The following is a 13643-nucleotide window of genomic DNA, read 5'->3' as shown; positions in this document are numbered from 1 at the left end:
ATGTCCTCGTTAACCCATATCAACGCGGCCGGCGAAGCCCACATGGTGGACGTCTCCGGTAAAACTGACACCGTGCGAGAAGCGCAGGCGGAAGCGCTGGTGCTGATGCAGCCGGCCACGCTGCAGATGATCCTCGACGGCAGTCACGACAAAGGCGATGTGTTCGCCACCGCACGCATTGCTGGCATCCAGGCGGCGAAGCGCACCTGGGAACTGATTCCGCTGTGCCATCCGCTGATGCTGAGCAAAGTCGAGGTGACGCTGGTGGCTGAGCCGGAGCACAGCCGCGTACGCATTACCTCGCGCTGTCGCCTGAGCGGCAAAACCGGCGTGGAAATGGAAGCGCTGACTGCCGCCTCGGTCGCGGCGCTGACCATCTACGACATGTGTAAAGCGGTGCAGAAAGATATCGTTATCGACCAGCTGCGGCTGCTGAGCAAAAGCGGCGGTAAATCCGGTGATTTCCAGGCGGTGCGCCATGATTAAGGTGCTGTTTTTTGCCCAGGTGCGCGAACTGACCGGCACCGCCGCGCTGGATCTGGCGGCAGAGTATGCTGACGTCGCCACGCTGCGCGCTGCGCTGGCGCAGAAAAGCGATCGCTGGGCGCTGGCGCTGGAGTCCGGCAAGCTGCTGGCGGCGGTGAATCAGACGCTGGTGCCGATGAACCATCCGCTGCGCGCCGGCGATGAAGTGGCGTTCTTCCCGCCGGTTACCGGAGGCTGAGCATGACAACCCGAATTCGCGTCGGCAGTGCGCCGTTTAACGTTGGCGAAGAGTATGCGCTGCTGGCGGCGCATGACAGCGACGGCGCGGTCGTCACCTTCACCGGCAAAGTCCGCAACCATAATCTCGGCGACAGCGTGGCCGCGTTAACGCTGGAGCACTATCCGGGTATGACGGAAAAAGCGCTGGCAGAGATTGTGGCAGATGCGCGTCAGCGCTGGGCGCTGCAGCAGGTAACGGTGATTCATCGCGTAGGCGAACTGTTCCCTGGTGATGAGATCGTGTTTGTTGGCGTCAGCAGCGCCCATCGCGGCAGCGCCTTTGCCGCCAGTGAATTCATCATGGATTACCTGAAAACCCGCGCGCCGTTCTGGAAGCGCGAAGCCACTGCGCAGGGCGATCGCTGGGTCGATGCCCGCGACAGCGACCATCAGGCCGCCGAACGCTGGAACTAGCGCGCAAAATCCGCCCGCGCTGATAGCCGCCAGACCACGAAAACGGTAAGGTACGGTTTTTGCTGGCTTATCAGGGAGCAGGATGAACACCAACACGATATTACGCGGCGCAGCGCTGCTGGCTGCGCTGGTGCTGGCCGGATGCAGCACCAAAAAGGAGCCGCAGCTGCCGGCCCGCCAGCCCGCTGACGTGAAAGCGCAAATTCAGCAATTGCTGCCCGCCCATGTGACGCAAAAATCGGCCTGGGCCGACGACATCTATACCGCGCTGCGCGTGCAGCACATCGACGCCAGTGCCAGCAACATTTGCGCGGTGATCGCCGTGACCGATCAGGAATCTAACTTCAGCGCCGATGCTACCGTGCCGGGTCTGCCAAAAATCGCCTGGGCGGAGATTGACCGCCGCGCCGCCAGCGTGCACGTGCCGGCGTTTCTGGTGCGCACCGCGTTACTGATCAAGTCCTCCAACGGCGAGAGCTACGCGGCACGTCTCGATAAGGTGCACAGCGAGAAAGAGCTGAGCGCCATTTTCGATGACTTTATCGATATGGTGCCGATGGGGCAGAAGCTGTTCGGTAATCTCAACCCAATCCACACCGGCGGGCCGATGCAGGTCAGCATTGCCTTTGCCGAAGCGCATGCGCAGGGCTATCCGTACCCGATTGACGGTTCGATCCGGCGTGAAGTGTTCAGCCGGCGCGGCGGTATCTACTTCGGCACGCTGCACCTGCTGGGCTATCCGGTGGAGTACAGCCAGCCGCTGTATCGCTTCGCTGACTTCAACGCCGGCTGGTACGCCAGCCGCAACGCCGCGTTCCAGGCTGCGGTGGCGCGTGCCAGCGGCATCAAACTGGCGCTGGACGGCGACCTGATCCGCTACGGCAGCGAACAGGCGAGCGCCACCGAACTGGCGGTGCGCACGCTGGCGAAGCAGCTGGACATGAGCCCGCGGGAAATTCGCCGCGATCTGGAGAAGGGCGACAGCGAAAGCTTCAGCGACAGCACGCTGTGGAAACAGACCTTTATCCTCGCCGATAAGATGGCGGGAAAACGTCTGCCGCGCGAAGTGCTGCCGGGCATTAAGCTGGAGAGCCCGAAAATTACCCGTAATCTCACCACCGCGTGGTTTGCCCAGCGAGTTGACGGGCGATATCAGCAGTGTATGACGCGCCGTTGACGATCGGTGGTGGACACTTCACACTGACGTTATCAGTAACTTTTAAAGAGGTGCATCATGGATCGATATCCACGTAATGGTTCAATCGTGCAGCAGGCGTCGACCGGGCTGCAAACCTATATGGCGCAGGTGTATGGCTGGATGACCTGTGGCTTACTGCTGACGGCGTTTGTGTCGTGGTTTGCCGCGCGCACGCCTGCCGTCATGGAGCTGGTGTTTGCCAATCGCATCACCTTCTTCGGCCTGATTATCGCGCAGCTGGCGCTGGTGTTTGTGCTTTCCGGCATGGTGCAGCGCATGAGCGGTGCGGTGGCGACCGGGCTGTTTATGCTCTATTCCGCGCTGACCGGGCTGACAATGGCGAGTATTTTCCTTGTTTATACCTACTCGTCGATCGCCAGTACCTTCTTCGTTACCGCGGGTATGTTTGGTGCCATGAGCTTTTACGGCTACACCACCAAACGCGACCTGAGCCGCTTCGGCAGCCTGCTGTTTATGGCGCTGATCGGCATTCTGCTGGCGTCGCTGGTGAACTTCTGGCTGAAAAGCCCGGCGCTGATGTGGGCGATTACCTATATCGGCGTGGTGGTGTTTGTGGGCCTGACGGCTTATGACACGCAGAAGCTGAAAGCCATCGGTGAGGGCATTGATGTTAACGATAAAGAGAATCTGCGCCGCTTCTCCATCATGGGCGCGCTGACGCTGTATCTCGATTTCATCAACCTGTTCCTGATGCTGCTGCGGATTTTCGGTAACCGTCGCTAAGAGTAACCAGCCATTAAGGCTGTGAAAATAATCGCGCCGCTACGGCGAGGTGAACGGTTTGTACTTATCAGCCCGTTTCACCTTCTCCGTAGCGGCGCAATGTATTACGCGTTCTTCATCTTCCACCTGGCACGCCTTATCGCGCCGCCATCTTGCGCTCATTCTTCTGCCGTAAATGCTTCGCGCGGCTCTCCAGCCACAGATACAGCACCAGTGCCAGCAGCAGCGGCAGAATAAAATAGAGCACGCGATAAGCCAGCAGCGCGGCGATAATCTCACCGTGCGAGGCATGCTGGCCGCTGAGCAGCGCGAGGAACACCGCTTCCAGCACGCCAATGCCCGCCGGAATATGAATAATCACCCCGGCAATACTGCTGATCAACAGCACGCCCAGCACGATGGGATAATCCACTTCACGCGCCAGCAGCAGCCAGATAATGGTGCCCATCACCATCCAGTTGGCGCAGGAAACGGCAAACTGAAACAGCGCCATGCGCAGCGAGGGCAACTGCAGATGCTGGCCCTTCACCGTCCAGCGGCGCTTCTTCGCGAAAGCACAGGCCCACAGATAAACCGCCACCATCGCCAGCAGGACCGCACCAATCACCCGTAGCGTGCCTTCGCCGATGAACCAGCCGGGCGGAATCGGCACCATGCCGGCGACAAACACTACGCCGCCAAGCAAAATGTAGCCCAGCCAGTTGGTGGCAATACTCAGTGAAAAGATGCGCGTAATGGTGCCGCCGGGCAGGCCGAGGCGCGAATAGAGGCGATAGCGCATCGCCACACCGCCCACCCAGGTGCTCAGCGTCAGGTTAAAGGCGTAACAGATGAATGACACCAGCATCACCTGACGTTTCGCCAGCTTATGCCCGCAGTAGGCGCGGCCAATCAAATCGTACAGACCGTAGGTGAGGTAGCTCACCACCACTAACGCGGCGGCGCTCAGCACCACGTAGCGGTTATAGCCGACGATGACCTTGTACACGTCCTCCCAGTTCACCTTGCGTGCGTAAACCACCAGCAGCACGATCACCGCAATGAAGAACAGCCAGGTAAGGATTTTTTTCGCTAACTGCCAGCGCGGGTTCTTTTTGCTCATCAGGGTTTCGCTCCTTCGTTATCGGCTTCAACCCGGTCCTGGGTTTCCATTTCCGGCTGCACCGGCGGATCGACCTGAGACAAATGGGGCGTATGGGCAGGCAGCCAGCCGGCGATGGCCGGGAAATGGCGCAGGAAATGGAACACGATGACGCTCTTGGTCAGCTGCCACCAGGTGCGCGGCGGCAGCTTGTCTTCATCGACGCGCACGCAGTCCGCAGCCAGCAGCTGCTCAAGGTTATCACGCAGCGTCTGGTTGAAGGCGTGGTCGTGGATGATCAGGTTGGCTTCGAGATTCAGCGACAGGCTGAGCGGGTCGAGGTTGCTGGAACCCACCGTTGACCACTGCTGATCCTGCACCGCCACTTTGCCATGCAGCGGGCGACGGCAGTATTCGTACACTTCAACGCCAGCATCCACCAGATAGTTGTACAGCAGCTCGGCGCCGACTTTGACAATCGGCATGTCCGGTTCACCCTGCACAATCAGCCGCACGCGCACACCGCGCTGGGCGGCGCTGCGCATTTCCCGCAGCAGGCGATAGCCGGGGAAAAAGTAGGCGTTGGCGATAATCACATCCTGCTTCGCCTTGCGCAGCATATCGAGATAGTGCTGTTCGATGTCATCGCGGTGCTCATCGTTATCGCGGTAGACAAACAGCACCTGCGCATCACCGGGCAGGGCGTTCACCGCCAGGCGCTGGGAGCGCGCGCCCCACCAGCGGCGCGTTACCTGTTCGCTGCCGATCGCCTGCTGTACATAGCGTGCGATGTCCAGCACCACCGGTCCTTTCACCTCCACGGCGTAATCCTGCTTGGCCTCCGGCCCGTAATCGGTGTTGTGCTCGGCGGAGAAATTGATACCGCCAACAAACGCAATCTCCTCATCAATCACCACAATTTTGCGATGCAGACGGCGGAACACGTTGGTGCGCATGCCCATCACCAGCGGGCGCGGATCGTAATAGATAAAGCGCACGCCTGCTTCGGTCAGGCTGTTGATGTACTGGGTGGAAAGATCCGGCGAGCCGTAGCCATCCACCATCACTTCCACCTTAACACCGCGCTGCGCGGCGGCCAGCAGATCGCGGTGCAGCGCCTTACCGACCTCATCTTCAAACAGAATAAACGTCTCCAGCAGCAGCGTACGCTGGGCGCGCTGAATCGCGCCGGAGACGCGCGGAAAGAATTGATCGCCATTTTCCAGCAGTCGCAGCTGGTTACCTTCGCGCCAGCTGAAATTCATAGAAAGATCTCCACGGCCAGCGGGGCATGATCGGACAGGTGTGACCAGGGTTTCACCGGCAGCGCCCACGGCTGGCTCACCGACGCATTACGGATATAGATGCGATCGAGACGCAGCAGCGGAAAGCGCGCCGGGAAGGTGCGCGCCGGGCGACCGTTTTTCATGCTAAACACCTCCTGCAGACCGGCTCCGCGCTGTAAAAATCGATTAGCGCGTACCTGCCAGTCATTAAAATCGCCGGCCACCACCAGGGGCGCATCCGGTGGCAGCGACTCAATCAGTTCACACATCATGCGCATCTGCGCCAGACGATGCTTCTCTTTCAGGCCGAGGTGCACACACAAGGTGTGAATCGGTTCCGGCCGATCCGGCAGGCTGATCTGGCAGTGCAACATGCCGCGTTTCTCACTGCCGGCGACAGAAATATCGCGGTTTTGGTATTCGGTGATCGGAAAGCGTGACAGTATCGCGTTGCCGTGATGGCCCTCGGGATAGACCGCGTTGCGGCCGTAAGCGAAATCGTGCCACATGGTGTCGGCAAGATATTCGTAGTGCGAATTTTCCGGCCAGTTTTCAATGTGTGCGGAGTGGATGGCGTGCGTGCCCATCACCTCCTGTAAAAAGACGATATCCGCCGAGGTCGCGCGCACTGCGTCGCGCAGTTCCGGCAGGATAAAGCGACGGTTAAAGCTGGTGAACCCCTTATGGGTATTGATCGTCAGGACTTTAAATGAAGATCCTTGCGTGTTTTGTGGCATACTGCGACGCGCTCCTTTTCATCATCAACAGAACAAAGTGTAGTCTTTGTCACAAATGGGTGGTGCTGGAGACAGAAAATTAGGGTGTTATCCGAAATTTGCTTTACATTGAGGAAATCCGTCTGGCTGCGGTCAGATACACTTGGGCGACCTGTTGGGTCTGCCAGGAGAAGAGAATGAAATGGTCTAATCGTGTTCAGATTGTTACCGGTCAAACCTGCCTGCATATTGCGACCCACCTGCTGGTGATCGCGGCGCTGGTGTGGGGCTGGAAACATAAGGCACTGGTCGAAGTGAGCAGTACCCTGGTGGCAGCTTATGCGCTGGTGTTCATCACCATGCTGGCCCTGCAGCGTAGTGCCCGTTTGCGCCGCTTTGGTGACTCTCTGGAAGAAGTGACGACGACATACTACTTCGGCGCGGCGATGCTGACGCTGTTCCTGATTTCACGCTTCATCCACAACAATCTGCTGATTGGTTGTCTGGGCGTGGTAATGCTGGTGGGCCCGGCGCTGGTGTCGCTGCTGGCCAAAGAGCCACCGCAGCGCGTACAGAAAAAACGCAGCTAAGCGGACGTGCCAGCAAGAAAAGAGGAGCCCACTGCGGCTCCTTTTTTTATGCGCTACCGCGCAGCGGCCCATCACCCTCACGTTTTGCTGGTCGCGGTTCTTACGGAAAGCTGCTACACTGCCGCTCTTACGCATGGTAGTTTGTGCCCTTTTCACACGCAGGCCTTGAGGCTGCGTCATATCCCCCCTGAAAACTACATCGCGCAGCGCGATCAGGGCGGTTCGGAGTAATACACCTGCATGTCTTTTGACTCTCTCGGCTTGAATGCCGATATTTTGCGTGCGGTAGCAGAACAGGGCTACCGTGAACCGACGCCAATCCAGCGTCAGGCGATTCCCGTGGTGCTGGCCGGTCGTGACCTGCTGGCGAGCGCCCAGACCGGCACGGGTAAAACCGCCGGTTTCACGCTGCCTCTGCTGCAGCGTCTGTCAGAAAAACCGGCAGCGGCGCGTGGTCGCCGTCCGGTACGTGCGCTGATCCTCACTCCAACCCGTGAACTGGCGGCGCAGGTTGGCGAAAACGTACGTGAATACAGCCAGTACCTCAATATGCGTTCGCTGGTGGTGTTCGGCGGCGTCAGCATTAATCCGCAGATGATGAAACTGCGCGGCGGCGTCGATGTACTGATCGCCACGCCGGGGCGTTTGCTCGATCTGGCGCACCAGAATGCGGTCGATCTGTCGCAGGTGGAAATCCTGGTGCTGGACGAAGCGGATCGCATGCTCGACATGGGCTTCATCCACGATATTCGCCGCGTGCTGGCAAAACTGCCGGCCAAACGGCAGAACCTGCTGTTCTCTGCCACCTTCTCAGACGAGATCAAAGCGCTGGCGGAAAAACTGCTCACCAACCCGGAACAGGTGGAAGTGGCACGCCGCAACACCGCTTCCGAGCAGGTGTCGCAGCAGGTGCATTTTGTCGATAAGAAGCGCAAACGGGAACTGCTGTCGCTGATGATTGGTCGCGACAACTGGCAGCAGGTGCTGGTGTTCACCCGCACCAAGCACGGTGCTAACCACCTCGCTGAGCAGCTCAACAAAGATGGCATCACTGCCGCCGCGATCCACGGCAACAAGAGCCAGGGCGCGCGTACTCGTGCGCTGGCCGACTTCAAAACCGGCGGCATTCGCGTGCTGGTGGCGACGGATATTGCCGCGCGCGGTCTGGATATCGAAGAGCTGCCGCACGTGGTCAACTACGAGCTGCCGAACGTGGCGGAAGATTACGTGCACCGCATCGGCCGTACCGGTCGTGCCGCGGCCACCGGTGCTGCGCTGTCGCTGGTGTGCGTGGACGAGCACAAGCTGTTGCGTGATATCGAGCGCCTGCTGAAGCGGGAAATTCCGCGCATTGCGCTGCCGGGCTTTGAGCCGGATCCGAGCATCAAGGCGGAGCCGATTCAGAATGGCCGTCAGCAGCAGCCGCGCGGACGTGGCCAGGGCCGCGCGCCGGGGCAGGGTGCTGACGCATCGCGCAGCCGTAGCGGCGGTAATGGTCAGCGTGCCAACGCCGGTAACGGCGGCGCGCGTCCACAGGGCGAGGCGCGTGCACCGCGTCGTTCGGGCAACAACGGCCCGGCGGCAGGTAACGCGGGTAAACCGGCGCGCTCACGTCGTCCGGCAGCCAAGAGCAACGGGAACGCGTAACGGTATGCGGGTTTTACTGGCGCCCATGGAAGGCGTACTGGATTCGCTGGTACGTGAACTGCTCTCCGGCGTGAATGACTATGACCTGTGTGTCACCGAGTTTTTACGCGTGGTCGATCAGCTACTGCCGGTAAAATCCTTCTACCGTTTGTGTCCGGAACTGCACCATCACAGCCGGACGCCCTCCGGCACACGCGTGCGCATGCAGCTGCTGGGCCAGTATCCTGAGTGGCTGGCAGAAAACGCCGCACGCGCGGTGGAGCTGGGCTCGTGGGGCGTTGATCTCAACTGCGGCTGCCCGTCGAAGCTGGTGAACGGCAGCGGCGGCGGTGCGACGCTGCTGAAAGATCCGGAGCTGATCTATCGCGGTGCCAGAGCGATGCGCGAGGCGGTGCCGTCTCATCTGCCGGTCACGGTGAAAGTGCGGCTCGGCTGGGATTCGGGCGCGCGGCGCTTCGAGATCGCCGATGCGGTGCAGCAGGCCGGAGCCAGCGAGCTGGTGGTGCATGGCCGGACCAAAGAGGACGGCTATCGCGCAGAGAGCATCAACTGGCAGGCGATTGGTGAGATTCGCCAGCGTCTGACCATTCCGGTGATCGCCAACGGCGAAATCTGGAACTGGCAGGATGCGCAGGATTGCCTGCGCATTACCGGCTGCGACGCGGTCATGCTCGGGCGCGGCGCGCTCAATGTGCCTAACCTGGGGCGCGTGGTGAAGTACAACGAAGCCCCGATGCCGTGGTCGCAGGTGGTTGAGCTGCTGCTGCGCTACACCCAGCTGGAAAAGCAGGGTGATACCGGCAACTACCACGTTGCGCGCATCAAGCAGTGGCTGGGCTATCTGCGCAAAGCCTACCAAGAGGCCGACGGCCTGTTTAGCGAGATCCGCACGCTGCGTGTCTCCGCCGAGATCGCCAGCGCCATCGAACGCCATGCCGCACGCATGGCCCAGGTGTCCTGCATCTGAACCTGAGCGGTGGTACCTGAACCGTCAGGTCCGCCGCGTTAACGGGCAAGCCAGCGATCACCACGCGAGAGTGTGCGCTGCCGCCATGTCTTATAACAAAAAAAGCCGCGATCCTTAGTCTGCTAACCGGTATAGTGAACCTTCGCTTTCACCACGTTTCTGACGCCATCTTCCATGTCTGACGCCGCTGTACTGAGTAATGCTCAGTTAAATAAACGCATCCTCTCCGTCATCGTTTTCACCTTCTTTTGCTACCTGTCCGTCGGGTTGCCGCTGGCGGTGCTGCCGGGGTTTGTGCATAACCAGCTGGGCTTCAGCTCGTTTATCGCCGGGCTGATCATCAGTCTGCAATATTTCGCCACGCTGCTCAGTCGCCCGCACTCTGGCCGGCTGGCCGATCGCTACGGCCCGAAACGCGTGGTGATGATGGGGCTGGTGTGCTGCGGCATGAGCGGCGTGCTGTCGATCATTGCCGCGCTGTGCAGCGGTGCGCCGCTGCTGAGCCTGACGTTGCTGGCGCTGGGGCGGCTGTTCCTCGGCGTCGGGGAAAGTTTCAGCAGTACCGGCTCGACGCTGTGGGGCATGAATATTGTCGGCCCGCGGCAAACCGCGCGAGTCATTTCGTGGAACGGCGTCGCGACTTACTTTGCCATGGCGATTGGTGCGCCGCTGGGCGTGCTGCTGAATCAGATTTTTGGCATCAGCGGCTTTGCCGGTCTGGTCGCGCTGATGGGGGCGATCGGCTTCTGGATGGCCTCCGGCAAGCCGGCGGTCAGCGTCAGCGCCGGCGTGCGCATTCCGTTTCATCGCGTGGTCAGCCGTGTCTGGCTGTTTGGCCTGGCGCTGGGATTTGGCACCATCGGCTTTGGCGTGATCTCCACCTTCATTACCCTTTATTTCGCCAGTCGCGACTGGAGCGGCGCGGCGTTCGCGCTGACGCTGTTCAGCCTCGGCTTCGTGCTGGTGCGGCTGGCGTGCGGGCGCTATATCACGCGCTTCGGCGGGCTGCAGGTCTCGCTGATCTCGTTCGTGCTGGAGGGCGCCGGTCTGCTGCTGATCTGGCAGGCGGACAGCAGCTGGCTGGTGGATATTGGCGCCTTCCTCACCGGCGGCGGTTTCTCGCTGGTGTTCCCGGCGCTGGGCGTGGAAGCGGTGAAGCGGGTACAGCAGCAGGATCAGGGATCGGCGCTCGGTACCTATTCGGCGTTTCTCGATTTGGGACTGGGATTGACCGGACCGGTGGCGGGGTTGTTAATCGGCCACTGGGGCATGCAGTCGGTGTATCTGGCGGCAGCAGTGATGGTGCTGGGCGCGTTCCTGATTACGCTGCGCCTGCACCAGCAGTCTTCAGAGCCTATCAGGCCAGATGAATAAACAGCGCATACAGCAGCCCTGACAGCAGCACCGATACCGGCAGCGTCAGCACCCACGCCAGCGCCAGATTACGCAGGGTGGCGAGCTGCAGGCCGGATCGGTTGGCCGCCATGGTACCGGCCACGCCGGACGACAGCACATGGGTGGTCGACACCGGTAAACCAAAGGCATCGGCCGCGCCGATAGTAGCCATCGCCACCAGCTCCGCACTGGCACCCTGCGCATAGGTTAGATGGGTTTTGCCGATGCGCTCACCCACCGTAACCACAATCCGGCGCCAGCCGACCATGGTGCCGAGACCCAGCGCAATCGCCACCACCACTTTGACCCACATCGGGATAAAGCGCGTAGCCGCGTCCAGCTCGTGCTTCACCGCCGTCAGGTTGCGCGCCGTCTCTTCCGGCAGCGCGACGTTGGCCGATTGCAGATGCTTGATGGTTTCCGAAGCGAGATACATATCGTTGCGCGTATTGGTGACCGCCTGCGCCGGAATATTTTCTACCGAACCGTACTGGCGAATCTGTTCGCCGATATCGCCGAGCATCATACCGAGCGCCGGCAGCACCTGCGGCCGGTTCTGGCTGGTGCGCACATATTCCGTCAGCACCTCACGCGCTGCCGGCATCGCGGCGGGCGGTGGCTGCAGCGTCAGCAACTGCTGTTCGGTGACCTGGGTTAACGCCGCCACGCGCGGAATTTGCTCCGGCGGCAGCGAGCGGTTGAGCGCATAGGCGATCGGCATGGTGCCAACCAGGATCAGCATAATCAGCCCCATGCCTTTCTGACCGTCGTTCGATCCGTGGGCAAACGAGACGCCGGTACAGGTGAGGATCAGCAGACCACGAATCCACGCTGGCGGCGGCTGATTGCCTTCCGGCGCCTGATACAGCTGGCGATTGCGCACCAATGCCTTCATGGCCAGCAGCAGCACGGCGGCGCAGATGAAGCCAATCACCGGCGACAGCAGCAGGGCGTAACCGACTTTAACCGCCTGATCCCAGTCGACGCCGCTGGTGCCGCTGCGGCCGTGCAGCAGCGCATTCGCCACGCCTACGCCGATAATCGAGCCGATCAGCGTGTGCGAAGAGGAAGAGGGCAGGCCGAAATACCAGGTGCCGAGGTTCCAGACAATCGCCGAGCACAGCAGCGCATACACCATGGCGAAACCGTGACCGCTGCCCGCCTGCAGAATCAGCTCCACCGGCAGCAGCGAAATAATGCCAAACGCCACCACGCCGCTGGAGAGCAGTACGCCAAGGAAATTACACAAGCCGGACCACACCACCGCCACGCCCGGCGACAGCGAGTGAGTGTAGATCACCGTGGCGACGGCGTTGGCGGTATCGTGGAAGCCGTTAACGAACTCGAAGCCGAGCGCAATTAGCAGCGCCACGCCAAGCAGCAGAAACGGCGTATAGCTGGTGACGACCGCGCCGGTCTCTTCCACGTCGTTGAACAGATTGATACCGGTGAACACCAGCCCGGCCACCAGCAGCAGCAGAAAGAGCACGCGCGAGGCGCGACCGCTGCGCGGGTGCAGATTAGGGCGTCCGCTGGCGGACGATGATGCAGGTAAACTGTTTTCAGCCATAACACACCCCCCGGGGTGAATTAACGATGCACGAATGGCACCCGTTAACTGCAGTGTGATACGGGTTTTGTATGACAGAATGATGATGCCAGCGCGGGCTGTCATCATGCTGTAACAGACCTGTCGCAGGCTGTGGATCTGACCGCTCTGGGATCTTCACGCCGCTATGCTCCAGCCTGTCCTGCCGCTTGCCTCGCTGCCCGACTTCAACAACGAAGTCGCCGGACTGATTCACGGTTACCTGTTCAACCCGGATGCGCCGCCACAGCGGCTCAACGCCCGCGAGGCCGCGCAGCTGGCGCGGCACACCCTACCCGACGGCTGCTTTCTCTGGCTGCACATTAACCTGAATCATGCCCGCGCCGAGCGCTGGGTTCAGGACCATTTCAGCGTAGATGACGATTTTTTCGATGAGATTCATTCGGCCTCGCCACGCACCCGGCTGGCGCAGCAAAACGATGCGCTGCTGGCGGTGCTGAATGACGTCACCTTCAGTAAAGAGGAGCGCAGCACGCAAAATGCGACGCTGTGGATCTGGTGCCGGCCGCAGGTGATGGTCAGCGCGCGCTATCGCCCGGTTGGCATGATTGAACGTATGCATCAGCAGATTGATCGGCTGTGCTTCAGCGCGCCGGATGCGATGCTGCTGTGGCTGCTCGGCGAACAGGAAGCGCAGCTGGAGCAGGTGGTGCGGCGCTCCAGCCAGGCGGTGGATGCGATAGAAGAGCGGCTGCTGAGCGCGGCGATCAAAGCCAACCGCAGCGAGCTGGGCCATCTGCGCCGCATGCTGCTGCGCGTCCAGCGGCTGCTGGCGCCGGAGCCGGCCGCGCTGTTTCGCCTGCTTAACCGGCCGCCAAACTGGCTCAACCGGGAACCGCTCACTGAGCTGCGCATTTTCACCGAGGAGTTCAGCGTGGCGCTTAACGATCTTGCCAGTCTAATGGAGCGCATTCGCCTGCTGCAGGAGGAGATCGCTGCCCGCCTGATGGAGCAGAGCAACCGAACGCTGTTTTTGCTCACCTCAATCACCGTGCTGGCGCTGCCCATCAATATCGTAGCCGGTTTTTTTGGCATGAACGTGGGCGGCATTCCGCTGGCGAACAATCCGCACGGCTTTCTGCTGTTAGTGCTGGTGGTGCTGGTGTTTACTCTGGTGGCGGGCTGGCTGGCGTTACGCCGACCACACGATTGAGCGCACAACTGCACCGCGACACAATCGCACAATGATCCCGGCGATCGGGCAATAAAAAAGCCAGCCCTGCGGCTGGCT

Annotated in this window: 14 protein-coding genes; 10 read left to right on the top strand and 4 right to left on the bottom strand. The window is 60.8% G+C overall.

Annotated elements, in window-relative coordinates:
* The 5 genes from moaC to AC6I8P_RS12785 all read left to right on the top strand — a co-directional run bounded on the left by moaC (position 1) and on the right by AC6I8P_RS12785 (position 3121).
* Positions 1-486 (top strand): cyclic pyranopterin monophosphate synthase MoaC, encoded by a 486-nt coding sequence (gene moaC / locus AC6I8P_RS12805; protein ID WP_058757847.1) that lies wholly within the window; start codon positions 1-3, stop codon positions 484-486.
* Positions 479-724, top strand: a complete 246-nt coding sequence (gene moaD / locus AC6I8P_RS12800) for a molybdopterin synthase sulfur carrier subunit (RefSeq protein ID WP_021508492.1) — start codon at positions 479-481, stop codon at positions 722-724. The genes moaC and moaD overlap by 8 nt, the downstream gene beginning before the upstream one ends.
* 2 nt (positions 725-726) lie before the next feature.
* Positions 727-1179: a molybdopterin synthase catalytic subunit MoaE gene (moaE, locus tag AC6I8P_RS12795; RefSeq protein WP_010616036.1), complete on the top strand. Its 453-nt coding sequence runs from the start codon at positions 727-729 to the stop codon at positions 1177-1179.
* Positions 1180-1261: 82 nt separating this feature from the next.
* Positions 1262-2356: a DUF1615 domain-containing protein gene (locus AC6I8P_RS12790; RefSeq protein ID WP_481657751.1), complete on the top strand. Its 1095-nt coding sequence runs from the start codon at positions 1262-1264 to the stop codon at positions 2354-2356.
* Positions 2357-2413: 57 nt separating this feature from the next.
* Positions 2414-3121 (top strand): Bax inhibitor-1/YccA family protein, encoded by a 708-nt coding sequence (locus AC6I8P_RS12785; RefSeq protein ID WP_021508489.1) that lies wholly within the window; start codon positions 2414-2416, stop codon positions 3119-3121.
* A gap of 136 nt (positions 3122-3257) precedes the next feature.
* Here AC6I8P_RS12785 and AC6I8P_RS12780 read toward each other — a convergent pair whose 3' ends face one another.
* Genes AC6I8P_RS12780 through AC6I8P_RS12770 form a run of 3 tightly spaced genes read right to left on the bottom strand, consistent with a single transcriptional unit; the run spans position 3258 to position 6225 of the window.
* The gene (locus AC6I8P_RS12780) at positions 3258-4223 is read right to left on the bottom strand and encodes a lysylphosphatidylglycerol synthase domain-containing protein (RefSeq protein WP_021508488.1); all 966 of its coding nucleotides are present in this window, start codon (positions 4221-4223) and stop codon (positions 3258-3260) included.
* On the bottom strand, positions 4223-5467 hold the full coding sequence (gene clsB, locus AC6I8P_RS12775) for a cardiolipin synthase ClsB (RefSeq protein ID WP_058757843.1): 1245 nt from the start codon (positions 5465-5467) through the stop codon (positions 4223-4225). The genes AC6I8P_RS12780 and clsB overlap by 1 nt, the downstream gene beginning before the upstream one ends.
* Positions 5464-6225 (bottom strand): endonuclease/exonuclease/phosphatase family protein, encoded by a 762-nt coding sequence (locus tag AC6I8P_RS12770; protein WP_021508486.1) that lies wholly within the window; start codon positions 6223-6225, stop codon positions 5464-5466. Before AC6I8P_RS12770 ends, clsB begins: the two co-directional genes overlap by 4 nt.
* 176 nt (positions 6226-6401) lie before the next feature.
* On the opposite strand from AC6I8P_RS12770, the gene AC6I8P_RS12765 reads away from it, so the two are divergent.
* The 4 genes from AC6I8P_RS12765 to AC6I8P_RS12750 all read left to right on the top strand — a co-directional run bounded on the left by AC6I8P_RS12765 (position 6402) and on the right by AC6I8P_RS12750 (position 10782).
* Positions 6402-6794 carry a YbhQ family protein gene (locus AC6I8P_RS12765; protein ID WP_021508485.1) on the top strand — a complete coding sequence of 131 codons (393 nt, stop codon included), beginning with the start codon at positions 6402-6404 and terminating at the stop codon, positions 6792-6794.
* A 240-nt stretch (positions 6795-7034) separates the two neighbouring features.
* Positions 7035-8441: an ATP-dependent RNA helicase RhlE gene (gene rhlE, locus AC6I8P_RS12760; RefSeq protein ID WP_059011182.1), complete on the top strand. Its 1407-nt coding sequence runs from the start codon at positions 7035-7037 to the stop codon at positions 8439-8441.
* 4 nt (positions 8442-8445) lie between these two features.
* Positions 8446-9408: a tRNA dihydrouridine(16) synthase DusC gene (gene dusC, locus AC6I8P_RS12755; RefSeq protein WP_498030654.1), complete on the top strand. Its 963-nt coding sequence runs from the start codon at positions 8446-8448 to the stop codon at positions 9406-9408.
* Positions 9409-9582: 174 nt separating this feature from the next.
* Positions 9583-10782 carry an MFS transporter gene (locus AC6I8P_RS12750; protein WP_498030653.1) on the top strand — a complete coding sequence of 400 codons (1200 nt, stop codon included), beginning with the start codon at positions 9583-9585 and terminating at the stop codon, positions 10780-10782.
* Here AC6I8P_RS12750 and AC6I8P_RS12745 read toward each other — a convergent pair.
* Positions 10766-12373, bottom strand: a complete 1608-nt coding sequence (locus AC6I8P_RS12745) for an inorganic phosphate transporter (protein WP_132465473.1) — start codon at positions 12371-12373, stop codon at positions 10766-10768. The genes AC6I8P_RS12750 and AC6I8P_RS12745 overlap by 17 nt on opposite strands.
* Positions 12374-12539: 166 nt before the next feature.
* Between AC6I8P_RS12745 and AC6I8P_RS12740 the strand changes: the two genes are divergently transcribed.
* A complete protein-coding gene (locus AC6I8P_RS12740) occupies positions 12540-13565 on the top strand; it encodes a transporter (RefSeq protein ID WP_498030652.1) in 1026 nt (341 codons plus the stop codon).
* The last annotated feature ends 78 nt before the right edge of the window (positions 13566-13643 follow it).

The sequence above is a fragment of the gamma proteobacterium symbiont of Lampromicra miyakona genome (assembly GCF_059730895.1).
The sequence above is the reverse complement of the archived record's forward strand: the minus strand, read 5'-3'. Positions and strand labels throughout refer to the sequence as shown.

Coding starts and splice junctions, on each gene's coding strand:
- clsB (WP_058757843.1), bottom strand. CDS start 5,467: ATGAATTTCAGCTGGCGCGAAGGTAACCAGCTGCGACTGCTGGAAAAT.
- AC6I8P_RS12780 (WP_021508488.1), bottom strand. CDS start 4,223: ATGAGCAAAAAGAACCCGCGCTGGCAGTTAGCGAAAAAAATCCTTACC.
- moaC (WP_058757847.1), top strand. CDS start 1: ATGTCCTCGTTAACCCATATCAACGCGGCCGGCGAAGCCCACATGGTG.
- dusC (WP_498030654.1), top strand. CDS start 8,446: ATGCGGGTTTTACTGGCGCCCATGGAAGGCGTACTGGATTCGCTGGTA.
- AC6I8P_RS12765 (WP_021508485.1), top strand. CDS start 6,402: ATGAAATGGTCTAATCGTGTTCAGATTGTTACCGGTCAAACCTGCCTG.
- AC6I8P_RS12740 (WP_498030652.1), top strand. CDS start 12,540: ATGCTCCAGCCTGTCCTGCCGCTTGCCTCGCTGCCCGACTTCAACAAC.
- AC6I8P_RS12770 (WP_021508486.1), bottom strand. CDS start 6,225: ATGCCACAAAACACGCAAGGATCTTCATTTAAAGTCCTGACGATCAAT.
- AC6I8P_RS12750 (WP_498030653.1), top strand. CDS start 9,583: ATGTCTGACGCCGCTGTACTGAGTAATGCTCAGTTAAATAAACGCATC.
- moaE (WP_010616036.1), top strand. CDS start 727: ATGACAACCCGAATTCGCGTCGGCAGTGCGCCGTTTAACGTTGGCGAA.
- AC6I8P_RS12785 (WP_021508489.1), top strand. CDS start 2,414: ATGGATCGATATCCACGTAATGGTTCAATCGTGCAGCAGGCGTCGACC.
- rhlE (WP_059011182.1), top strand. CDS start 7,035: ATGTCTTTTGACTCTCTCGGCTTGAATGCCGATATTTTGCGTGCGGTA.
- AC6I8P_RS12790 (WP_481657751.1), top strand. CDS start 1,262: ATGAACACCAACACGATATTACGCGGCGCAGCGCTGCTGGCTGCGCTG.
- moaD (WP_021508492.1), top strand. CDS start 479: ATGATTAAGGTGCTGTTTTTTGCCCAGGTGCGCGAACTGACCGGCACC.
- AC6I8P_RS12745 (WP_132465473.1), bottom strand. CDS start 12,373: ATGGCTGAAAACAGTTTACCTGCATCATCGTCCGCCAGCGGACGCCCT.